This window comes from Pseudomonas putida group bacterium ESBL64, from assembly GCF_045277175.1.
GTDB lineage: Bacteria > Pseudomonadota > Gammaproteobacteria > Pseudomonadales > Pseudomonadaceae > Aquipseudomonas > Aquipseudomonas alloputida.
In genome coordinates this window covers 127,105-150,246 of record NZ_CP145799.1, presented here as the reverse complement: position 1 = coordinate 150,246, position 23,142 = coordinate 127,105, and the positions used below count along the sequence as shown (strand labels likewise).

The window sequence follows — 23,142 nt, the reverse complement described above, 5'->3', positions numbered from 1 at the left end:
CCCGCTAGCTGAGCGGACGCTGCACCGTGTTCCGGTCCAGCGCCTCCAGCGTCAACTGCAGCAACACCGCATGCTCGCGTTGCTGATTGCGGATCTGCAGCCGCGCGATTTCCTCGTCCCGATTCCCCAGCGCCATCAGCCGTTCCAGCTCAGCGTGCATGGATTGGGGCACTTGCAAGCGAACCGCGCAGGCCTTGCGCAAGTAATCCTGCCAGAACCACTGGCGTGACAGGTAATCAGCAATGCCCTCCCGGGTCTGTCGCGCCAGAACCCTTTCACGGGCCAGGAGAAGGTCCTGGCTACTCAAGGCAGGGATGCCTGCATAGAGCATTTCATCGGGTTGGCCAGGCAAGTCCAGAGACGTGCGCAAACCGATTCGATAGGCCAAGGCGAATTCGATCGATTCAGCGCTCGCCCCCACCCGATGAGCATGTTCAGCGGCAATTTGCTCAAGCACCGCCAACCGCCACATCCGGGCACCGAGCTTCAGCAAGGCCCGTTCAGGCCGGGCAGATCCGCTGTGCCTCGTGCGCCATATCATCACTCGCAGTTCCAGGTTGGCGAAACGCGCGGTGGCGTTATCCTGGCAACCGGTCGCCGCAGCGTGCTCGAACAGCTCCAGCCTGAGGGCATCATGCTCAGACATCGCCTGGAACATGTCGAACATGCGGGCCGCGAGCGCGGATGCAGTCGATGAGAAGCTGAAGGCGCCCGATTCCGTCAGCATCGACAGGGTATTGAAGAACGCTTCCGATTGCTCCTCTGCCTCCAGATGGGCCCACAGTGCAGCCATTTCATCTCGACGTTCGCCAGGTAGCGCATCCAGAATGCGCAACCGGTAAGGCACGCGACTGGCCTCAAGCAAATGCCAGTTTGATAACCCATCCTGCGCACCCCCCAGCCGATTGCCGGAAAGCTCGACCCTGTCCAAGCGCCACAGCTGCGACTGATGAAAACCCTCGGGCAGTTCAGAAATACGGTTGCCGCTGAGGTTCAGGGTGTGCAGTTCTGGCGCGTCCATCAGCCCATAGGGGCACTCGGGTAACTGGGTGTTCGACAGGTAGAGGGCATTCAGTTCGGTCATTGCCTGGACGGAAAATGCCCTGCGCAGCGGGTTGTCTGAAAGGTTCAGGTACACCAGGGACCGGCAATCCGCCAGGACCAACGCCTGGCCTTGGTCGAGGGCGATCTGGTTACCAGACAAGTCGAGCACCTCCAGTTTCTGGACAAGCATCAGCGGCAATGGCAAACGCGTGAGTCGGCAATGGGTGATTTCCAGGTTGCGCAAGTTGGGAAACGCCCGCAGAAACTCATCCGGAACGTGCTCCACGCGCATGGCGCGCAAGGCCAGGATCGAGACGTGGGGAAAGCCCACTTGCGCGGGCAGGGCCGGCAGATGGCGCAAGCGGCTGATGGTCTGGGTAAGCATGAAGCGCCCGTCGTCCAGTGCTGCTTGTCCTTGCAGTTCCGGCACAAGACAGCGCCAGCAGTTGATCAGCCCCTTTCTGAACTCACGCCGGGCGGGCAGTTCTGATGACAGCAAGGCACTGCGCGCCCACTGGGTCAAGTGTCTCTTGAGCACCCCGTATTGCTGTTCCAGCCTCTGTAACCTGGCCTGCGCGTCGCCTGATGCGAGCCAGTGCCCGATCTGCTCGTCACTGAAAGCTGGGTACAGATCACGCAGCCGAGCCTGAAGCGCCCTGGGCCTGTTCCGCCCCAGCGCCCCCCAGAACCTGCCGCCCGCCAAGGGGTAGCCAACCCTGCCATCAGCCAGACGTTGTGGCGGGAGAAACGAGCCGGTCGGCTGTTCCAGCCTGAGCAGATTCACCACGGTCTGGCGTTGCTCGATAGCAACGTCGGTCAGCGCCTGGCGCAGCGCAGGCACAAACGACCGGCCTTGGCCGATGGCCGCTTGCGATGCGTCGTCATAGGCTGCGGCCAAGGTCTCGAACAACTCCCCCCTCTCACCGGCAACCGTGTGCGTTCGGGTACGCAGGCGGAACAGCCCATGACGATGAAGCAAGTCAAACGTCAGCCCCGTTCCCTCGACCGTCACTAACGGCTCGCTGGCATCACCGTCGTACAATCGCCACCCGGGCCCGCCAGCCCCCGGCACATGCACCAGCAGATTAAGTACCACACGCGCCAGGTCGAGGTTTTGCGGCGTATCGATGCTCAGCGCCTCATACACCCGCGCTATTCGAATCCGCGCAACCTGCAACCTTGCTGCCTCGGCCATCGGCAACGGCACGCGCCCCGTCTCACGCAAAAGCTGCAGGTCATCCTCGCTGGCATCGCGTAGCACCTCATCCGCAGCCAGGCAGTGCAGGCTGGCAAAATTCTGCCGTAAGAGACGGCCCGTTTCCGTGTCGGGATTCTGCTCTTCGTACACCGCCTGCAGCAGTGCTCGTCGCCCGGCCCAAGCCACATCGGCCAACGCTGCTCCGTCCTTGCCGGCGGCCTGTGGAAGGCGCATGACCTGCTCCAGCAGCAGCGGGTCTGCCGTTACCCCTCCCTCGCGCAAGTGGTTGATCAACGTCCCAATCCTGCCGGCGAGCCGCACGCGTGCGACGGTGTCGACCAGCGCTGCTTCCGGCGCAAGGCCATACACATGCCATGCCCGAAGGTGCTGATCATCGAGGCCATGGATCGCCAGCGACTGGTCGATCTGCGCATCGTCAAGGTCGCTGAATGGCCCGCCCAGGCGGCGGAACAACTGGCGTGTGTCGCCCCACTCGGCGGGCTGTTCGCACCACAGCCGCCACGCGCCGGCCCCATTGTGACGGAGCGGCGGCGCATAGCCCTGGTAAGGGAGCAATTGCCACTGCTCATCGTCGTTGTGCCTGGTCATCTCATACCAGTGCCCGTCCATGCTGATCCAGCGGCGCTCGCCCAGGCGGTGCATACCCTCCATGTCCGGCACCGCCGTGTCTGGCGGGCTTTCGCAGCGATAGGGGCTGAGGTCTGCGTTCCACAGCTTTTCCTCACCGTTTTCCAGCTGCGCCGGTACCAGGTTGTCCACCACACTCCAGGCGCGTCGGGCCGTGGCGACTACGGCAACGGTTGCCCCGACAGCCAGCAGTCCTTTGCCTACATTCAGCAGGTGCGCCAGTGCCGCATTGCGTTCGTTGTCCTGCCAATCCCCTACAGCCTGGAACGTCTGCTCAAGCAGTTCCCAGGCCATCACCCCCAACAACACCGCGCCGATGCCTGGAACGAAAAACCCTGCAACACCCAACAGGGTCCAGCCTTCAGCACGCAAACGGCGGGCGTGTTCGGCCTGGACCTCGCGATCAAGCAAGGCCACGGGCGGGGCGATGACCGCAGCATCGTCCTTGATCTGCGCAATCCAGTCGTCAGCAAGGTGTTCGAACAATGGCAGGCGATAGGCAAAGGTCTGCTCATCGAGGTCGCGGGTTGCCCAGCCGGGCACGTCATCGAGGCGCTCACTGACGGCCGAGAAGAATCGCTGGCTATCGCGTCGGCGCACGAAGCGGTTGAAGAAGCGCCGGTAGTCATCTTCGCGCAGGCGTTTGCCAAGCACCCGGCGGGCATAATCTTCCAGGTCGCTGCGCACGCTCCAGGGGCCGTGCGGGTCACCCGGTACATAGACCAACACGCGCTTGCTGGTGTTGAACAACAGGCCCGCGTCGATCACGTCCAGCACGACGATCTGCTGCAAGCGGCAACCGAACACCGCCAACTGGCGCACGCGAACCGATGCGCCTTCGAGCTTGCCGAGCATGTCCTTGGTGCAGAGCGCCACCACCCACTGCAGTTCGTCTGCGCTCAATACGCCCTGCGCCCTGGCCTGCAGGGCATCCACCAGCATGCTGTAGCGTTGCCGTCGCGTCAGCAATCCCCTGACTTCGGGCTGAAGTACCGAATCCAGATGCGCCTGGTATTTCTGCCCAAGATCCAGCGCTCGACACAGCCTGGCGAAGCCCGGTGCAGACAGTTCACTACGCCTTGCGCCGCGCACATCGACCAGGCAATTGCCCTGTGGCTGGTCGCGCTGCTGTTCTGCGGTGAAATTGCTCAAAGCGGCCTCGAGCAGAGGGATGTCGTAGTAATCGCTGCCGACAACCGGAAGCCGACTGGTTACATAATGGATCGTGGGCGAGGTAAAGGTGTACCACTGACGAAAGTACAGGCGATCGACGTCAAGGTCGCCGTGGGCACCGAGCGCTTGCTGCAGCAAGGGCTGGGTAAATGCATTCAGGTTGCGTAGCCGCGCCAGCGCTGACACCAAGCCTGCGCGGCAGGCCAGCAGTTCAGGCAGCGCCTCGCTCAGCAAGGTGAATTCGGCCATGCTCAGCCGCTTCATCCAGGCCGGCAGCCGCTGTGCAATGTAGTGATCCTGGCATGCTTGTGCCATGGCAAGGGTATCGACCGCAGCCGATGGTTGACGGCTATTGTTCTGCATCTCTGCCTCCGCGACGACATGGAGGACCGAGTCTGAAGACTGTAGCGTCAGGCTGACGCCTAGCTATCTACCACCCGCTCAGAACAGCAGTAACTGATGGTCGGTAAGGCGCGCGAAATCATCGCCGACAAAGGGCAGGATGGCGTCGGCCACCGGCAGTAGCTGACGGCTGATGTAGTGATCGTAGTCGATCGGTGCCTGCAGGTTTTCCAGCGGCTCAGGGCCGGCGGTGGTGATCACGTAGCTGATCCAGCCCCCACGCTGGTACTGCAGAGGGCGCTGCAGACGCTTGTTGTAGTCGTCGGCAAGGCGTGCGGCACGCACATGCGGCGGCACGTTGCGCTGGTAATCGGCCAGCGGGCGACGCAGGCGCTTGCGATAAACCAGCAGTTCGTCCTGCTCGCCCGCCAACGTTCGCCGCACGTACTCGCGGACATAATCACGGTAGGGCTCGCTGCGGAACACTCGGCCGTAGAGTTCCTGCTGGAACTGCCGGGCCAGCGGTGACCAGTCGGTGCGCACCGATTCCAGGCCCTTGTAAACCATTTCTTCAGCACCGTCGGCCCGCTGCACCAGGCCGGCATAGCGCTTTTTGCTGCCTTCATCGGTACCGCGGATGGTGGGCATCAGGAAGCGTCGGTAATGCACCTCGAACTGCAGTTCCAGGGCGCTCTGCAGGTTCATGGTCTCGTGCAGATGGGCTTGCCACCATTGGTTGACCTTTGCCACCAGCTCGCGGCCGATGCGCGCCGCGTCTGCCTCGGCGTGGGCACCCTTGAGCCAGACAAAGGTGGAGTCGGTGTCACCGTAGATTACATCGTAGCCACACGCCTCGATCAGGGACCTGGTCTGGCGCATGATCTGGTGGCCGCGCATGGTGATCGACGACGCCAGGCGCGGGTCGAAGAAACGGCAACCGCTGGAGCCAAGCACGCCATAAAAGGCATTCATGATGATTTTCAAGGCCTGTGACAGCGGCGCATTGCCCTCGCGCTTGGCCGCTTCCCTGCCCTGCCACACCCGTTCGACGATGGCTGGCAGGCAGTGCTGTGTGCGTGAAAAACGCCCACCGCGAAAGCCCTCGACCGAATGTGCGTCGTCAGGCTGGCGCAGGCCTTCGATCAGCCCGACCGGGTCGATGAGAAAGGTCCGGATGATCGACGGGTACAGGCTCTTGTAGTCCAGCACCAGCACCGAGTCGTAAAGCCCTGGCCGCGAATCCATGACAAACCCGCCGGGGCTGGCTTCGTCAGGGCGGCTGCCAAGGCTGGGCGCGACAAAGCCAAGGCGGTGCATCTGTGGAATGTACAAGTGACAGAACGCAGCTACCGACCCACCGCTGCGGTCTACGGCCAATCCCGTCACCGAGGCACGTTCGAGCAGGAAGTCGAGCAGCCGGGTATGGGCGAAAATGCGCGTGACCAGTTCGCAGTCCTTCAGGTTGTAGCGTGCCAGGGCCGGTTTGTCTTCGGCGAAGCGGCGATTGATTTCGTCCATGCGTTGGTACGGCGTGTCGATGGCCTTGCCTTCACCCAGCAGGGTCTGGGCAACGTTCTCCAGGCTGAACGAGGCAAAGCTCCAGGTGGCCGAACGCAACGCCTCGATGCCATCGATCAGCAGCCGCCCCGGCGCATCGGCGAAAACATGGCCGCCACCGGCATGGCTGCGCAGGGTCATGACCGCACCGTTGCGCCCCAGGGCCAGTGGCACCTGCAACGACTTGGCGTGCTCATGCAGCAGGCGCAGGTCGAACTGCACCAGGTTCCAGCCAATGATCGCGTCCGGGTCATGCCTGGCCATCCACTGGTTGAGCCGGGTGATCAAGGCGGCGCGATCGGCGCAATACTCCAGGTCGAAGTCAAGCCCGGTGGCATCGCCGTTGGCCGGGCCGAGCATGTACACCTGGCGCTGACCACAGCCCTCCAGCGCGATGCTGTACAGCTCGCCACGCTCGCTGGTCTCGATGTCCAGCGACACCAGGCGCAGCGCCGGGCGATAGCCTGGCTGCGGCTTGAGCTGGGCGTCCCGGTAAACGCCCTGCGCATCCGGCTGACCAGTGAACTGCACCGGCGCCGTGATGAAGCGCTCCATGAGGTAACGCTCCGGCGGGCGGATATCGGCCTCGAACACGTCGATACCGGCCGTGCGCAGACGCTGCTCCAGTTGCATCAACTGGCGATGCTGGCGGGCATACAGGCCGAGCATCGGGCGATGCTCGAAGTCCTTCAGGCGCAGTGGCTTGAGCTTGGTCCCTGCTTCGTTGGCCAGCAGCACACGGGCATGCTCGGCCTGCGCCTGAGGAATGAAAGCCACCGACTCCTGCGCCGCCAGCCGCAACAGCCGCGGCCCGGCATCGGTGGCTAGCCAGAACTCCACGCAGGTGCCTTCCGGCGTATCGTGCCAGTGCCGGGTCAGGACAAAACCCTGCTGCAACTCCACTGCGTCGACCTCTGGATTGTCTGTAGATGGCGCTATTCTACCTGTGTCGTGCCTGGCATGAGTGTTTTAGCGCCTACCCGCCACAAAACCGCTCCCCCGCCCGGCCACGGCCAGCAGCCAGGCCAAGGCGATCAACACCAGCACCACCCCGCCAAACCACTCCACGCCGGCCCCAGCCAGCAGCAATCCGCCAATGATCCCGCCCAGGGCAATGGCGCAGTTCCACACCGTCACCAGCATCGACTGCGCCACATCACCACCCGGGCCTGCGGCGTCGGCGCACGCTGTCTGCAGCAGGGTCGGGGCGCCGCCATAGGTCATTCCCCACAAGGCGATGCTCAGGTACACAAGCCACGACGATGCCTGCCCCAATGCCAGCGTGGCCAAGGCAAAACCGGCCAGGCTCAGCAACACCAGCTTGCGCAGGTGCCGGTCGACCAGCAGCCCTACCAGGCCGATCCCGGCCAGCGCCGACAGACCAAACACCATCAGCACAGGGCCAATGTCCGCAGCCATGCCAGCCGCCGCCAGCAACGGCACGATATAGGTGTAGAGGATGTTATGGCCAAGGATCCAGGTGAGGATCACCAGCAGTACGATCAACACCCCTGGCGTGCGCAATACCTGCATGGCCGCCGGGCGCTTGTCGGCAGCCTGCCCCGGGTAGTCCGGCACGGATCGCAACACCCACACCACCAGCAGCAACGCCACCAGCGTGACGACCACGAACGTCGCGCGCCAGCCCAGCCCCGCTCCCAGCCAGGTCGCAATCGGCAAGCCGAGCGACAAGGCAATCGGCTGCCCGAGCATGGCCAGCGCCATGGCCCGGCCCTGCAACGGTACCGGCACCATGCGCCTGGCATGGCCAGCGATCAGGCCCCATGCCAGGCCGGCCGCAGCCCCCGTGAAAAAGCGCAGCACCAGGGTCAGCGTGTTGGAGTCCGACAGGGCCGTCAGCCCGTTGAACAGCACGAAGCCGATGATCGCCAGCAACAGCGCCCGGCGCCGATACCAGCCTTGGGTCAACGTCACCAACGGGATGGCGGTCAGTAACGAGCCCAAGGCATACGCCGTGACCCATTGCCCAGCCATGGCCTGGCTGATGTGCATGCCATCGGCGATCTGGTCGAGCAGACCCGCCGGCAGGGTTTCGCTGAGAATGGCGATGAAGCCGGTCATGGCCAGCGCCAGCAGTCCGCCAACGGGCAGACGTTCGTTGCTGGCAGCCAGCAACGGTGCGGAAGATGTCTGGGACATTGCAAATGCCTTGAGTGGGGAAACGAGGCGAACAGTCTGCAAGACAAGGCCATTGCGGAAAAAGACGGTTACAATGCCGCTCACCCAGGACATCAGCGTCCGCAATCAGGAGTGCGACATGGACAGCCTCAGCGGCTTCGTGGTCTTCAACCGGGTGGCCGAAACCCGCAGCTTCGTTGCCGCCAGCCAGTCACTGGGGATCAGTGCCTCGGCAGTGGGCAAGCGCGTGGCGCGCCTGGAAAGCCGCCTGGGCGTGCGCCTGTTCCATCGCAGCACACGCAGCATCACCCTCACCGCCGAGGGCACGATGTTCCTCGAACGCAGCCGGCGCATCCTTGCCGAAATCGAAGCCACCGAGCAGGAGCTGTCGCAGGCCAGCGAAACGCCGCGCGGGCGCCTGCGGGTGAGCATGCCGCAGGTGACCAGGCTGGTAATGCCGGCACTGGCCGAGTTCATGGCCCTGTACCCACAGGTTGAACTGGACCTGGACTTCTCCGACCGCATGGTGGATATCGTTGGTGAAGGCTTCGATGTGGTGATGCGCGGCGGGCAGCCGGTGGATTCCCGGCTCAGCGCCAAATTCCTCGGGCACTTTCAGCATCGCCTGGTAGCCTCGCCCGAGTACCTGCGCGAACGCGGCACACCCTTGCACCCACGCGACCTGGCGGCGCATACCTGCCTGCATTATCGCTTCCCCAGCAACGGCAAGCTGGAAACCTGGCCGCTGCGCCAGGAGCATCCCGAGCACGCCTATGACATCCCCATCTCGATGGTCTGCAACCACGTCGAAACACGCGTCTGCTTTGCCTTGAACCACCGCGGCATTACCTGTCTGCCGGACTTCAACGTGGGTCGTGAATTGGGCAATGGCTCACTGGTCAGTGTCCTCGACGACTTCATGGAACGGCGCGGCAGCTTCTATCTGCTGTGGCCGTCCGGGCGGCAGATGCCGCCAAAGTTACGGGTATTCATCGACTTCATGCTCGATCGGGTATTCAACCGTACAGGTAGTTGATGTCCTTGTAGGCCAGCGGCGGTACCTGGCCGAGCAGGAAGTCACGCAGCTTGTGCATTTGCCGCGCTTTTGGGCTGGCCTTGAGCCAGGTCATGTAGTAACCGTCGCCGGTGGCCACGGCATGCTTGAAAGGCGTGACCAGGCGCCCGGCGGCCAGGTCGGTGCTGGCCAGTACCAGATCGACCACTGAAATGCCCAAGCCTTGCTGGGCGGCCGATATGCCCTGGTCGAGGGTATCGAACACCTGCCCCTGGTCGATGCTGATGTCCAGCGCATCCATTCGCGCCAGCCAACGCCGCCAGTCACGCCGGTCGGGTGACGGGTGCAGGAACTCGCATCGGGGCAGGTCGGACAGTTGCGGTTGTGCCTGCGTCATGTAATCCGGATGGCATACCGGGATCAGCCATTCATCGAACAGCTTGAAACTCTCGATATCGGCGGGAAAACGCCCGCTGGCCAGGAGAATGGCGCAGTCATAGGGCTCGGAATAGAAGTCCACGCTGTCGATATCCATCCACACACTGGACAGCTGCACGCTGCAGTTGTCCTCGACTTTCTTGAACGCATCCAGCGCCCGCAGCAGCCAGCGCACCGTGAGCGTGGACGGCGCCTTCAGGCGCAGGCCGTAGCGATCCTGACGCAGCAGTGCGCAGGCATTTTCGATGATCTTGAAGCCTACCTTCAGCTCTTGCGCCAGCAGGCGGCCGTGCTCGGTCAGGCTCAATTTCGGGCCCCGACGTTCGAACAGGTCGCAGCCGAACAGGGCTTCGAGGGTCTTGATGTGGTGGCTGACGGCGCCCTGGGTCAGGGCCAGTTCCTCAGCAGCGCGGGTGAAAGAGCCATAGCGAGAGGCCACCTCAAAGGCACGCAGCGCGTGCAAGGCCTGAATCCGTTCCGACATGGCGGCGTCCCGAGCATGAGTAAGACTAATAGTAGGTCATAACTCCACGCGTTTTACAACGACAGGAGCGTCTCGGAAAATGCCGGTAAATAACAAACATAACCAAGATCCTGCCTGCATGTGACTGGAACGTTCACTTAAATCAACGCCTGGGGAAATCATGTTTACGGGATATGGAAATTGCTATCGCCTGGATGCGCTGGAGCTCGCCGCTGAACATGGTCACACCATGCAACACTGGACGTTCAAAACCATAGAACACTTTCGCAGTATTCTCGCCAACCCCGAATTCCCCTGCCTGTTCGGCCGCAAGGCGGTAAACGGCGAAACCTGCCACATTCTCTTCGCCCGCGCCGAGCAACTGGCCGATGATATCGCACAGGGCCTGGCCAATTATGTGCGCACCGTCGCACCGATCGCACCCAAGCAGCGCATCGGCAGCCCATTGGTGGTGTTTCTCGAAACCGCCGCCGGCAGCAGCCTGGCCGAGCAACAGGCCTTGGCCTGGAAGGTACTGCGCGGCGTGCATGCGCGCGACCCGCACCCTTGGCCGCAGGGCATCCCGACCGATCCCGACGATACCGGCTGGTCATTCTGCTATGCCGGCATGCCGCTGTTCATCAACATGAACTTCCCCGGCCATCAGCAGATGAAAAGCCGCAATCTGGGCCAGCACATCACCTTCGTCATCAACCCGCGGGAGAACTTCGACGAAGTGGCCAACGCCAGCACCGAGAGTGGCAAGCGCATCCGCGAACGGATTCGCGAGCGCGTGCACCACTACAACGACGGCGTTGTGCCCGACACCCTTGGCTTTTTCGGCGATACCGACAACTACGAGTGGAAGCAGTATCAACTGCAGGAGGCAGGCTCGCTCAACCCGTCACGCTGCCCCTTCCATGCCCATGCCGCACACCAGGCGACACCCGACATACTGATCGAGAACTGACCGTGAATACCGCACTCACCGCCACCTACGCCCTCACCGTGCTGCTACTGATCGCCACTCCCGGCCCGGTGGTGGCGCTGATCGTCAACACTGCGGCCGCCTCCGGCTCGCGCAAGGCCATGTTCACCGCCGTCGGCACCAACTGGGCATCACTGGTGCTGATCGGCGCGGCAGCGTGGATCATCCTCACCAGTGCCGCCATCGACAAAACATGGCTCAGCACCATGAGCCTGCTGGGCTGCCTGTTCATCGGCTACATTGCCATGGGCACGTTGAGGGACGCCCTGCAGGCACCCGCGTCAGACGCGGCGAGCGAGGCCCCCAAGGCTGGGCGCGGTGGGCTGATGCAAGGCTTCATGGTGGGCATTTCCAACCCGAAAGACATCATTTTCTTCATCGCCTTCTTCCCGCAGTTCATTCAGATCACCGAATCGTTCGGCAAGAGCATGGTGGTGCTGTCGCTGCTGTGGGTGGCCATCGATTTCGCCGTGCTCAGCCTGTACATCTTCGCCATCGGCAAGATCGCCTCGCAGCGCAGCAACCGCATCATCAGCCTGGCGTCGGGCGTCGCCCTGCTGCTGATCGCCGCCGGCGGCCTGCTGTACAACCTCAAGGAACTGGCGGCCTGAATCTGCTGCAAAGTACCCGCCCAAGCGAAGGAGAGACCATGACCACGACTGACACGCGCCCGTCTCCTTCGCCGCTGCAGCAGGACTACCAGCGCTTTCTCCTGCTGGGCAGTCGCCGTGCCCCCTATACCCTGCATGTGCACGAAACCGGCTACCGCTCCGGCACCATCAACACCGATGCCCTTGGCCTGCGCTACAGCCATTGCGCCGGCAAGCGCTTTTCGGCGGCCGAGCACGGTGGTGCGTCGCGCATCAACCTGCTGGTCGGCGGTTCCACAGCCCTGGGCATCGGCGCCAGCTCCGACGAACACACGGTGGCCTCGCACCTGTCGATGCTCACGGGCGAAGTCTGGCTGAGCCTGGCCGGCTGCGGGCTGAACGCCACCCAGGAATTGATGATGTTCCTGACCCACCAGCACCGCCTTGGCCAGCTCGGCCATGTGGTGGTGCTCAGTGGCCTCAACAGCCTGGCCCACGAAGCCCTGTGTGAAGTCCTCGCAGGTACCAACGACCCGCAGCACGCCAAGGCCTACCAGGCCTTTCTCAACAGTTTCAGCGAAGGCATGCAGCCCTGCGCACCACCCCGTCGGCAGTCGCTGTGGCGGCGCATCGGCCAGGCGCTGGCCCCTCCCGTGGTCACAGCCCCGGTCAGCTGGCCACTGTCGTCCCCGGAAAAACGACTGGCCCGTGCCGCCGACAACATTGGCCGCACCTTGCGCCAATGGGACCGTCTGCTGGCAGACAGCCACGCCACGCTCACCTTCATCCTGCAACCACTGCTGCCCTGGTGCCGGGATACCCTGCCCGCCGGCGAGCAAGCCATGCTGACCGCGCTGCAGCAACAACCGGCCAACTTCGACCGGCTGCTGGAGGGGGCATTCGACAGACAGTTGCATTCGGCATTTTTCCGCCGTATCAAAAGCCAGGCCGACCCGGTGCCCTGCTACGACATGAACTGCATGCTCGACAGCTCGCCCGTGTTCGGCGCCGACCTGTTCATCGACCGCCTGCACCTGAACGATCTAGGCAACAATGCCTTGGCCAAGGTGATCACCGCCAAGCTTGGGCTGGCCCAGGAAAAACATGCCCAGCGCAAGGTCACGCCGATCAAGCTCGTCTGACAGTTGTCGGGTGGTCTTTCGGCCACCCCCCTTGGGTGGCTAGAATACGTCGTCGTTACGATTTGCCCGAGGCGCACGTTTGACCGCCATGAACACCGAAGCCGTCCATCCGTACCTGGCCACCCATGGGGTTTGCCTGTGAGCCTTGTGCGACGCCTGCCCCCGCTGTTGGCTGCGCTGATGCCACTGGCCGCGCAAGCGCTGGAGGTACGCATCGACCCTCATGCCGACCTGCTCTACCGTCAGGCCTTGCCGCTACTGGAGCAGGCCGACAACCAGGACGACGCTGCCAGCACGCTGCGCACAGCAGCGGGCGGCGACCCAGAGCTTAGCCGCCAGGGCCAGGCCATGGCCCACACGTTGCCAACGGCGGTAGCCCTGCTGAAAAAATCGGTAGCGCTTGGGCACCCGGTCGCACAGTACCGCCTGGCGCTGTACTACATGACGTACCTGCCCGCCGCGCAAATCCCGGACGCCGCTTGCCCGTTGCTCGAAGCCAGCCTCCAGCAGGGTTTTGCCGCACCGGCGCCCGCCATCGCCACCTGGTGCCGGCCCTACAACGTCAGCAGCGAGTACCGTACAGCGCTGGAGGCCATCCCCAGCATGGCCACCGTGTACGCCCCCTACTACCCGCAACCGGCCACGCGCCTGGCCTGCAACCGCAGCCGGCCACAAGGCCTGGAAATGCTGTGGGGGCGTCAGCGCGACTACCAGGCCGAGGTGTACCGCCTGCTTGGTGACCTCGACCCACAGCAGCGCACGAGCCTGCTGCAGAAAGCCGTAGACATCAATGGCTGCGCAACGGCGCAACAGCTGCTGACCAGCCGCCCATAACCCAGGGTCATTCGGGGCCGCTTTGCGGCCCTGTTGTCAGTTGGCCACTGAGGTTGAGGCGAACACGCCTAGACCAGCAAGATCGTTCAAGCCATCCCCTGCCCCGTCTGTCATGCTGGCCTGCCTCGTAGCCGTCATGCAGCCATCATGCCCCACATCGCCCGCCAAGCCTTTCTTCACGGCGCCATTGCCATTCTCCCGTTGTCCCTGGCCGTTGCCCCTTGGGGCCTGCTGGCCGGTTCCATGGCCATCGAGGCCAACCTCAGCGCCTGGCAGGGGCAGGGGCTGTCGGCCATCGTCTTCGCCGGCGCCGCGCAGCTGGTGGCCATTGGCATGCTCAAAGGGGGGGCCAACCTGGCATCGATCCTGCTCACCACCCTGCTGCTGACCTCGCAGCACCTGCTGTATGGCCTGTCGATGCGCCCGGTACTGTCCAGCCAGCCGCTGCGCTGGCGGCTCGGCCTGGGTTTTCTGCTGACCGACGAATTCTTCGCCCTGACCAGCCAGTACGACCAGCAGCAATTCAACCGCTGGTATGCCTTGGGGGTGGGCCTGACCTTCTACATCGCCTGGAACCTGTTCACCTTGGCCGGCATACTGCTGGGCCAGAATATTCCACACCTGGACCAGTTCGGCCTGGATTTCTCCATTGTCGCCACTTTTGTCGCCCTGATCGCGCCGCTGGTGCGCAACCTGGCCACCGTGGTGTGCGTAGCCGTGTCGCTGTTCTGTTCGGTGCTGTTCAGCTACTGGCACTGGGAAACCGCCCTGGTGGTCGCAGGCCTGCTGGGCATGAGCGCCGGGTTCATCTGCCAGAAATTCGCCGGAGCCCGCGCATGACCTGGATCCTGATTTTCGCCATGGGCGCCATCGTATTTCTCAACCGCTACGCATTCCTGGAGCCGCGCCTGCCCCTGCGCCTGAGCTCGAATGCCCGGCAGTTTCTCGGCTTTGCCGTGCCGGGCATGCTCACCGCCATCTGCGGCCCGATCATCTTCATGGCCGACCACCAGCTCAACCTGAGCGTGCTCAACCCCTACCTGCTGGGCTCCCTTGTGGCCATCGCCCTGGTGCTGTTGACCCGCAGCGTATTGCTGAGCATGCTGGTGAGCATGTTGATCTTCTTCCTTCTGCGCAGCTGGCTGGCATGAGCCCGCCCTTGCGCGAGCAGACACACCTCTGGCAGGCGCCAGCCCTTGGCGACGTCGAGATGCTGCACGCTCGCTACTACCAGCAGCGCTTCGCCCCGCATGTGCACGAGGGCTATGTATTCACCGTGATCGAGTCGGGCGCCCAGCGCTTCTGGCACCGCGGCAGCGAGCACCTGGCACCGGTCGGCAGCATGGTGCTGATCAACCCCGACGAACTGCATACCGGCGCTACGGCCCATGAAGCCGGCTGGCGTTATCGCGGCTTCTATCCCGAGCACGAGCGGGTCACCGGTGTGCTCGACGAACTGGAACTGGGCCGCCACGGCATGCCCAGCTTCAAGGACAGCGTGATCCATGACCCGGCCCTGGCCCTCGCGTTCAGCCAGCTGCATCAGTTGTCCGAAGCCAGCGCCAGCGCCTTGCAGCAGCAGACGGCCTGGCGCCAGGCGGTGCTGGCCCTGGTGCAGCGGCACGGGCAGTGCGCCGAGCCTTCGGCCCCTGGCCACGAACCCCTGGCCGTAGCCCGCGCCCGCGAACTGCTGGAAAGCCAACTGGCCGACCCGCCCTCACTGGAAGCGCTGGCGGCAGCAGTCAACCTGTCGCCGTTCCACTTCGCCCGGGTGTTCCGCCAGGCCACCGGACTGCCACCCCATGCCTGGCTGAAGCAACGCCGCCTGGCCCGCGCCCGCGAAATGCTGAAGCACGGCCTGGCCGCTTCGCAAGTGGCGTTCGACCTCGGCTTTGCCGACCAGAGCCATTTGAGCCGGCAGTTCAAGCAAGCCTATGGGGTGACCCCGGGGGCGTATCGGCAAGCCTGCGTTCACTCTGCTCTGCGCGCGTGAGAGGGCGGCAGCGCCCTCTCGAACTTGCATCTATACGCCAGGCCCAAGCTATGTACGGCTGTCGACATCTGGGCCACGTCCTTTCATGTTCCAGCGCACTGGCGCGATGAATAACATGAGCGTCATCCAGATAAAGGTTGCCGGCCCCGCAAGCACGAAGACCAAACTGGCAATCAATCCTGATACGGCATCACCCATCACGGCAGTGAAGTAATAGAGGGAAAAATTCCTGCCCACTTCATGCTCCCTCGACAAGCACTGGATGTTGGTCACGATTGCGATATCGACAAATGCACCAATGAAGCCAACCAGGAACAGAATCAACAGGAACAGCCAGTTATTGAATTGCAGCGCCACTGCTGCAGCAAAAAATAGCCCGCCATAGAGCATCCAGTAGCGCAGCACCATTGCTGCGGTTGTACGAGGATTGAAGCGCGTGTAAAGCATGCCCCCCACCACCGTGCCTGCCGCAAGCAGTGAAAACACGTATCCAACCGCCGCTTCAGAGGCGAAGTGCTCCAGCACCGATGCTGGAAGGATAAAGCGAATCACCGACGTGGCGAACATCGCACAGAGTGTGGTGCAGCCAATGACAGCGAACAACGGCGCATTGCCGGCCCTCAACTGACTCACACTCCCCGCCGCATCCCTGATTATGGCGCACCCATCGAATGCCTGTTGGACACTACGCCTGGCAGGCGTCAGGGTAGCGATACAAATGGCCGACACGACAAGGCACATTGCAAAAAACAAGAAAGTGGCTTCTCGAGACAGCAGTAACACACAGGCCGAAAAGACCAGCGGCCCGAGGATCGAGGCGGCGTCCTCGATCACCTGGATACCGCTGTTCACCGTGGCTAACTCATCCTTTTCGACAAGGTCCGGAAAGTACGCGCGAAACGTGGGCACATAAAGGCATTCGAGCGCTGTCATGACCATTGCGATGCCCACCAACGCAAGTAATACTGGCGTGAACACGCTGAACAAGGCAAAGAAGGAAAGTGCCAGCAGGCCTTTTGTCACCTCGATTGCTAACAGTGTGTGTTTCTTGTTGGCGTTATCTGCCAACCAGCCACCCAATGGCGAAAACACCACACTTGGCAAGTAACGAAAAAAGTAGGCGATGCCGATCAAAAGCATATCCGCATCTGTGATGGACACGATCGCCACGGCAAATGCAGCCTCGAAGGCAAATTCACCACATTTGGAAAAGCTGTAGCCCAGCGACAGCGAACGCGTTCCGGGGGTAAGGCGCAATGCCAGCATTAGCGGGTACTTCCTGGCGACATCGCTCCTGAACACTCGGATTGTAGATTCATATGGGCACTCCTTTGAGCCGATTGAGATTGCCAAATATTGGCCAACTCAATCTAAGACTCGGCCAGGATTGAGCTCAACATGAAAGTTGTAACAACGCCGATGCTTTCTGCAAGCGAAAATCAGAAACGCGGAATTTTCCTACAACAACCATTCTTTGAATGCAGACCCGACGGCATTTTCCCGACTGTGCAGTTGAGCACTTCAACAGGTCACGTTCAGAAACCGAGCCCTGAATCCCTTGCACGGCACGAGCATCAACTTTAAACATGCTGTTTATAAGTAACGAGTTGTTACTGCGCCGCAAGAGCAGCCACTGGCAGCTGCCGCAGCGCGCCTTGCAAAGGCCACAAGAGCCTGGCCAACCCTCTGCTACACTGACAAGGCTGAATGGAGGATCCTGTCATGTCCGAAAGAGAGCTCACCACCCTTCTGTCGTTGATGAACCAGCGCCAGGCCTGTCTGAGCAGTGCCTGCAAGGAGATTGCCGACTGGATCGACCGGCAGGGCGATGTGCCCGCCGCCGGCAAGATCCGCGCTAGCCTGAAGGCACTGGAGGCCGATGAGGCCCAGGTTCGCAAGACCCTGACGTCGCTGACCCTCGACAGACCGCTGCCGCGCTTTCGTAGCTGAAAGGCGCAGTTGAAAAAGAAAAGGGCCGCTGAACGCGGCCCTTTGATCTGTCAGTGGTTCATGTGCATGTGATCATGCCCACCACCTGCGTCGGCGTTGAGCGCACGCACTTGCGCCTGAACTTCCAGGGTTTCCTTGGCGCCCTTGGCATCCTCGATGGTCAGGGTCAGCGGCACTTTGTCACCCTCCTTCACCTGATTGTGCAGGCCCATCAGCATGACATGCAGGCCATTCGGGTCCAGGGTCACTGCCTTGCCGGCTGGCAATTCGACAGCCTTGACCTCACGCATGCCCATCACGTCACCGTTCATGGTCATCTCGTGCACCTGCAAGGTCTTGGCCACGGGCGAAGCCACGCCCACCAGCTTGCTGTCGCTGCTGGCAGTCAGCACCATGAAAGCACCGGTTGACTGCTGATGCGGCACGCTGGCACGCACCCAGGCATCACTCACGGTGGTCTGGGCCAGGGCCGGCAGGGCCAGCCCCATCAGTACCAGGGCAGCCAAACCGCGTTTGATCGGTTGCATCGACATTCAGCAGATCTCCATCAGGGTGACCAGATCTTCGGCGCATTCCTTGGCGTTCAGGGAATGGCCCAGGCTCAGGCGCAGGGTGCCACGTGTATCGTAGACGTAGCTGGTGGACGAGTGAGAAATGGTGTAGGTGTCTCCGGCCGGAACCTTCTCGTAGAACACCTTGAATTCCTTGGCCACAGCGGCAATTTCCTCGGGGGTGCCGGTCAGCGCGGTGAACGTCGGGTCGAAGGCCTTGACGTAGGCATCGAGCACCTCGGGCGTGTCGCGCTCCGGGTCCAGGGTGATGAACACCACCTGGAACAGGTCGCGGTCGCGGCCCCTGAGCAGCTTGCGAATCTGCGCCGCGCGCGCCAGCGTGGTCGGGCAGACGGCCGGGCACTGGGTGAAGCCGAAGAAGACCATCGGCATGCTGCCGTAGAAGCTCGACAGGGTGCGCACGTTACCTTGCGGGTCTTTGAGGCTGAACTTGCGCCCGAGGATTTCGTTGCTCATGTTCTTGCCGTACTTGAACTCGAGCCCCCGGGCCGGGCTACAGCCTGCCAGCAGGCCAAGCCCGAGAACGCCCATGCCGGCGACAACTGCACGCCGGGTCAAAAGATCATTCATGAAACCATCCTTTACAGGGAAGGTGCCGGCCCTCGGGATGGGCCGGTCGAAAAACCGGGGCATTCTGGCATGACACCCAGAGGGGTTCTACCCGACCATGGCGGGTATGGCCTGCAGCCCTTTGAATACGGGCTGCGGCCTGTTGTCGCAGGGGTTGAAACCGTAACACTTTGTTGCTAAGGGAGCCGCCTTCAACTCAGTAGTAGGCGTTTTCTTTCTGGCTGTGGTCAGTCACGTCGCGCACGCCCTTCAGCTCAGGAATACGCTCGAGCAGCGTGCGCTCGATGCCTTCCTTCAGGGTGACATCGGCCTGGCCGCAACCCTGGCAGCCACCACCGAACTGCAGCACGGCAATGCCGTCATCGACCACGTCCACCAGGCTCACCTGGCCGCCATGGCTGGCCAGGCCGGGGTTGATCTCGGTCTGCAGGTAGTAGTTGATACGCTCGTTGATCGGGCTGTCTTCGTTGACCATCGGCACCTTGGCGTTTGGCGCCTTGATGGTCAGCTGGCCGCCCATGCGGTCGGTGGCGTAGTCGACCAGTGCGTCTTCCAGGAACGGTACGCTGACGGCGTCCAGGTAAGCAGTGAAGCTTTTCAGACCCACGGCGGTGTCGTCAGGCTTCTCTTCGCCCGGCTTGCAGTAGGCGATGCACGTCTCGGCGTACTGGGTGCCCGGCTGGGTGATGAAAATGCGAATGCCGATGCCGGGCGTATTCTGCTTGGAGAGCAGATCGGCCAGGTAGTCATGGGCGGCGTCGGTAATGGTTATAGCGCTCATGTAGGTTCCTCACAGACTTGCGGCCAAGTGTACGCCAACCCAGCCTTCGAACAAAGTCCTAGCAATTGACTCGGGAAAGCGCATATTCAGGGGCCGGCCCCCGTTGCGCCGCCAGCCAGGCCTGCATTCGCCGGTATAGGCCGCGCTCCAGCCACTGGTAGCTGAACCACGACATTAGTCCAATGGACGGCACGCACAGGGCAAATGTCAGGAACGGGTTCAGATGCAGGCGCTGACTGGCGAACCAACCGGCATACAGCACCAGCACATGTATCAGGTACACCGAGTACGAACAGTCGCCAAGGGCCTTGAGCAGCCGATTGCCCTGGAACAGCGGCTCCATGGCCACAAAGGCCAGGACGACCATCGCACTCGGTAAACCCCAGTGCAGCAAGCGCTGGGAAGCGTCCAGATAGTAGATCGCCATGCCCGCCACACCCAGCAACGCCAGCGGCAACCACCGCCCCTGACGGATCAGCCCGCGGCGGTACAGTACGCCGACACCAATGCCCAGCAGAAACTCGTAGATGATGCCGTTGTTGTAGAAGCGGCTGACCACGCCCATGCGCCCCAGTACCTCACTGACCAGCAACAGAGCGGCAGTCACCAGCAGCAGGTGATGCCGTTGGCGTACCAGGAAGGCCAGGCCGAACAGCAGGTAGAAGAACATCTCGAAGTTCAGCGTCCAGCCCACGTTCAGGGTCGGGTACAGGCCATAGCCACCTGGGTTTTCCGCCGGGATGAACAGCAGCGACAGGAACAGGTGCCGCCAGTCAAACGCCTGATGTGGCATCCATTGGCTGAATGCCAGCAGCAACATGGCCATCAGGGCTGTGTAGAACCAGTAGGCAGGGACGATGCGCAGCGCCCGATTGAGCAGGAACTGGCGCGGCTCGATGGTTTTGTCGCGGGTCGACAGGTAGATGACCAGCCCACTGATGACGAAGAAGATGTCGACGCCTACGGCGCCACGGTCGGTGAGCAGTTGGCCGATGGGGCCGGTGGCGTGGAAGTCGAAGAAGATCTGCATGAAATGGTGGCAGACCACCACCCAGGCGGCGAACGCCCGCAGTGCCTGAAGCGAATACAGCATGGAATACCCTGCGCTTGGCGGTGCATTGAGGCCCGTATCGAGTGCAGAGGCCAGCGCCAGCCTTGAGAGCAGCGCCGTACCTGTTGTAGGAGCGGGTTCACCCGCGAAGGGCTGCAAAGCAGCCCCCTTTTGCAATCGATCAAGACCACCCACCCATTCCGACCGCAAGGTACTAGGAAAGGTCAGCCAACCCGATCAGAGGTTCTCGTAGCGGTTCATGTCCAGCACGCCCGCCTCGACCGGTTCGGTCTCCTTGATATAGCTGTTCAGGTCATGGAAGTAGCGCCAGAACGCTGGGTGACTGCGGCGCACACCCCAGCGCATGACAATGCGTTCGAACTTCGCCGCGTCATCTTTGGCATACTCCATGTCCTCGACGAACTCCGGCACATCCTTGGTCGGGATGTTGAAGATGAAGTTCGGGTAGCTGGAGAGCACCCCCGGGTACAGGGTCAGGGTATCCAGCCCCGGCTGGTAGCGGTACGCCTCACCCAGCAGGAACGCCACGTTGCTGTGCGCGCGGTTGCGCAGCAGGCTGTACACCTGACGCTGGCCGTCCTGCCCTTCGATACGCAGCATGGTCGCCTCAGGCAACTGGTTGATCACCTTCAGCCCGGCCGCCGGGCGCGACACCAGACGGCTGAGCGACTGCTCGGCATTGCGGAATTCTTCGCTCATCTGCGGCCGTGAGCAGAACGCGCCCTGGCAGCGGTTGATCGGGTCCGGTGCGGCATTCAGGCTGCCGGTGCGCTGCAGCAGCTTCAGGCCAAAGTCGCGCTTGGGGTTGCGCGGGTCGAGCTTGATGCCACTCGGGGTGTCGGTGTCGATGTCTTCATAATCCATCCACATCTTCACCTTGCCACTGTTCTGGTACCAGTCGCCAAGGATCGCCTTGCGCTGGTCGGCCGGCATCAGGCGCAGGAAGTTGACCTCGGCGCCGTTGCGGATCAGGTCGAAGTACAGGCGCGTCTGCAACTGGTGCGAAACGTTGCCATACACATCGAAGTTGACCGCCAGCTGGTAATACGTGCGCTCGAACAACGGGTAGTCGAACAGCCACACGGTCAGCGGCACATCCCCCACCAGGCCCTTGGTCACCGATGCGCTGTCGAAGTGGCGGAAGATGCTCAGCAGCGCATTGTCGTTACCGGCCCACAGCGTCGACCATCTCGGTGCCGGCATTTCGGCATAGGCTTCACGGCGCAGTTTCTCGTAGTCGTTGCGCTTGTCACGATAGGCGTGCCACAGGCTCAGCACACTGCCCACGTCATCGATCTGACCAGGCATGGCCAGCAGCGGGGTAGCCTCGCCGCGGTACTTGGCATCGGTGATGTAGCGATCGAAGGCCGGCTCCTGGAACAGCGCCCAGAAGTTGTCGCGGATCACGTCAGTGGCAATTTGCCCGCGGCACACCGGGCCACGGATGAAGGTGCGCACGAAGTACTCGGCGTTATCCAGCATGAACTGGTAGCGCGCCACGGCCGGGATCGCCTCGAAGGTTTCAAACGGATTGGCCCGGTGGCGCGGGCCGTAGCCCGGAAGCGCGGCAGCATGCCAGTCGCCGGCATAGAACAGCTGCTTCACGCGCTTGAGCTTCTGCGGCCCCATCGGGTAGGTGATGTGCGTCTTGTGCACGATCACGCCCTGCACCGGGATCAACCGGTAGTAGAAGTCCGTGCCCGGCGGGTCGTTGGGGCGGCGGGTGGCAATGATATCGACCGGCTTGCCACTTGGCGTGCGCGAGCGCACCCACTGGAAGAAGTGGCCCTGCTCGCCGCCAGCGAAATGGATGTGCGCCAAAAACAGGTGCTCGTACAGCCAGCGTCCCACCAGCGCCTCGGTGGAACCCGGGCGGTTGAGCAGTTCTTCCCACTCTGCGATCTGCCTGGCTTCGGCCGCGCTCGGCTGGATCGGCTGGTACTCCACCGGCGCACCGGCCGCCAGCCAGCGGCGCAGGGTGGCGTATTCGTCGTCGGTCAGCCCGGTCACCGCCAGCGGCATGCCCTCCTTGGGGTGTGCGCCGGCATAGGCGTCGAATTCATGGGGCAACGGGCACATGTTGTTGCGGCTCAGGCCCAGGACGATCTCTTCGGGCAGCTTGGCGTTGGGCGTAAGCGGGGTCTTGTGGCCCAATTCCAGCATGCGCGCCATCAACGCGGCCTGACCGCCCTGATTGTCGAGCACCGAGTAGAAGCCCTTCTTGCGCCACTGCTCTTCGCTGTGTGCGTCGTAGAACAGCCGCGTGGTGGGCACCGCCTTGCTCCGCTCGCCCTGGTACACCGGGACCTTGCTGGCCCCGCGTACCGCGCCTTCAGGGCTTTCCAGCTTGAGCTGGCAGGCGGCGTCGTTGCAGGCGTGGCAGGCCACGCACTTCTCGGTGAAGATCGGTTGAATGTCCCGGGTGTAGGAAATAGCCGGGCTCGACTGGGGGGCCTGCCCGAATACCGCGCCGCTGATGAGCAAGGCGAAGGCGCCGGCAAGGATACGATGCACCATGTGCGGAAAGTCCTGGTTCTTGAAAGCCATCACGATTTGTTGCCTGGTCGTCCTGGGTGCCTTGCGCTGCCTCCACCCGCCCAACATGAGCAGTTTTCATGCAAATGGGCGACATG

The 23,142-nt window shown here is 62.5% G+C and carries 19 protein-coding genes; 9 read left to right on the top strand and 10 right to left on the bottom strand.

Annotated features, from left to right (window positions below):
- Positions 1–4: 4 nt before the first annotated feature.
- The 3 genes from V6093_RS00665 to V6093_RS00655 all read right to left on the bottom strand — a co-directional run bounded on the left by V6093_RS00665 (position 5) and on the right by V6093_RS00655 (position 8,122).
- A complete protein-coding gene (locus tag V6093_RS00665) occupies positions 5–4,426 on the bottom strand; it encodes an NEL-type E3 ubiquitin ligase domain-containing protein (RefSeq protein WP_406669665.1) in 4,422 nt (1,473 codons plus the stop codon).
- Positions 4,427–4,504: 78 nt separating this feature from the next.
- Positions 4,505–6,865: a DNA polymerase II gene (locus V6093_RS00660; protein ID WP_265978336.1), complete on the bottom strand. Its 2,361-nt coding sequence runs from the start codon at positions 6,863–6,865 to the stop codon at positions 4,505–4,507.
- A 66-nt stretch (positions 6,866–6,931) separates the two neighbouring features.
- Positions 6,932–8,122, bottom strand: coding sequence for an MFS transporter (locus V6093_RS00655; protein WP_179053344.1), 1,191 nt, complete (start codon positions 8,120–8,122; stop codon positions 6,932–6,934).
- Positions 8,123–8,240: 118 nt separating this feature from the next.
- Here V6093_RS00655 and V6093_RS00650 point away from each other — a divergent pair, with 118 nt between their 5' ends.
- Positions 8,241–9,137 carry a LysR family transcriptional regulator gene (locus tag V6093_RS00650; protein ID WP_003250440.1) on the top strand — a complete coding sequence of 299 codons (897 nt, stop codon included), beginning with the start codon at positions 8,241–8,243 and terminating at the stop codon, positions 9,135–9,137.
- On the opposite strand, the gene V6093_RS00645 is transcribed toward V6093_RS00650, so the two are convergent.
- Positions 9,118–10,038, bottom strand: a complete 921-nt coding sequence (locus V6093_RS00645; protein ID WP_003250438.1) for a LysR substrate-binding domain-containing protein — start codon at positions 10,036–10,038, stop codon at positions 9,118–9,120. The two genes, V6093_RS00650 and V6093_RS00645, sit on opposite strands and share 20 nt — an antisense overlap.
- A gap of 160 nt (positions 10,039–10,198) precedes the next feature.
- Here V6093_RS00645 and V6093_RS00640 point away from each other — a divergent pair, with 160 nt between their 5' ends.
- From V6093_RS00640 to V6093_RS00610, 7 genes are all read left to right on the top strand, one after another.
- Positions 10,199–10,987: a YqcI/YcgG family protein gene (locus V6093_RS00640; RefSeq protein WP_014861807.1), complete on the top strand. Its 789-nt coding sequence runs from the start codon at positions 10,199–10,201 to the stop codon at positions 10,985–10,987.
- A gap of 2 nt (positions 10,988–10,989) precedes the next feature.
- The gene (locus V6093_RS00635) at positions 10,990–11,616 is read left to right on the top strand and encodes a LysE family translocator (protein ID WP_003250434.1); all 627 of its coding nucleotides are present in this window, start codon (positions 10,990–10,992) and stop codon (positions 11,614–11,616) included.
- 38 nt (positions 11,617–11,654) lie between these two features.
- Complete coding sequence (locus V6093_RS00630) at positions 11,655–12,737, top strand: hypothetical protein (protein WP_003250433.1); 1,083 nt, start codon at positions 11,655–11,657, stop codon at positions 12,735–12,737.
- Positions 12,738–12,875: 138 nt separating this feature from the next.
- The gene (locus V6093_RS00625) at positions 12,876–13,571 is read left to right on the top strand and encodes a hypothetical protein (RefSeq protein ID WP_047604026.1); all 696 of its coding nucleotides are present in this window, start codon (positions 12,876–12,878) and stop codon (positions 13,569–13,571) included.
- A 147-nt stretch (positions 13,572–13,718) separates the two neighbouring features.
- Positions 13,719–14,411 carry an AzlC family ABC transporter permease gene (locus V6093_RS00620; protein ID WP_004573762.1) on the top strand — a complete coding sequence of 231 codons (693 nt, stop codon included), beginning with the start codon at positions 13,719–13,721 and terminating at the stop codon, positions 14,409–14,411.
- Positions 14,408–14,722, top strand: coding sequence for an AzlD domain-containing protein (locus V6093_RS00615; RefSeq protein WP_004573763.1), 315 nt, complete (start codon positions 14,408–14,410; stop codon positions 14,720–14,722). The genes V6093_RS00620 and V6093_RS00615 overlap by 4 nt, the downstream gene beginning before the upstream one ends.
- Positions 14,719–15,564: an AraC family transcriptional regulator gene (locus tag V6093_RS00610; RefSeq protein WP_003250425.1), complete on the top strand. Its 846-nt coding sequence runs from the start codon at positions 14,719–14,721 to the stop codon at positions 15,562–15,564. Before V6093_RS00615 ends, V6093_RS00610 begins: the two co-directional genes overlap by 4 nt.
- A gap of 48 nt (positions 15,565–15,612) precedes the next feature.
- On the opposite strand, the gene V6093_RS00605 is transcribed toward V6093_RS00610, so the two are convergent.
- Entirely contained in the window at positions 15,613–16,830 is a 1,218-nt protein-coding gene (locus tag V6093_RS00605; protein WP_179053343.1) for an MFS transporter, read from the bottom strand.
- Between the two features lie 456 nt (positions 16,831–17,286).
- Here V6093_RS00605 and V6093_RS00600 point away from each other — a divergent pair, with 456 nt between their 5' ends.
- Positions 17,287–17,514: a hypothetical protein gene (locus V6093_RS00600; RefSeq protein ID WP_003250422.1), complete on the top strand. Its 228-nt coding sequence runs from the start codon at positions 17,287–17,289 to the stop codon at positions 17,512–17,514.
- Between the two features lie 50 nt (positions 17,515–17,564).
- Here the strand turns inward: V6093_RS00600 and V6093_RS00595 are convergent, their stop codons facing one another.
- The 5 genes from V6093_RS00595 to V6093_RS00575 form a co-directional block, all read right to left on the bottom strand.
- Positions 17,565–18,047, bottom strand: a complete 483-nt coding sequence (locus V6093_RS00595; protein WP_265978331.1) for a copper chaperone PCu(A)C — start codon at positions 18,045–18,047, stop codon at positions 17,565–17,567.
- Positions 18,048–18,656 (bottom strand): SCO family protein, encoded by a 609-nt coding sequence (locus tag V6093_RS00590; protein ID WP_003250418.1) that lies wholly within the window; start codon positions 18,654–18,656, stop codon positions 18,048–18,050.
- Positions 18,657–18,852: 196 nt separating this feature from the next.
- Positions 18,853–19,437 (bottom strand): Fe-S biogenesis protein NfuA, encoded by a 585-nt coding sequence (gene nfuA, locus V6093_RS00585; protein WP_003250416.1) that lies wholly within the window; start codon positions 19,435–19,437, stop codon positions 18,853–18,855.
- Positions 19,438–19,495: 58 nt separating this feature from the next.
- Entirely contained in the window at positions 19,496–20,530 is a 1,035-nt protein-coding gene (locus V6093_RS00580; RefSeq protein ID WP_003250411.1) for an acyltransferase, read from the bottom strand.
- Between the two features lie 195 nt (positions 20,531–20,725).
- A complete protein-coding gene (locus V6093_RS00575) occupies positions 20,726–23,026 on the bottom strand; it encodes a fatty acid cis/trans isomerase (RefSeq protein ID WP_047604101.1) in 2,301 nt (766 codons plus the stop codon).
- Positions 23,027–23,142: the final 116 nt, after the last annotated feature.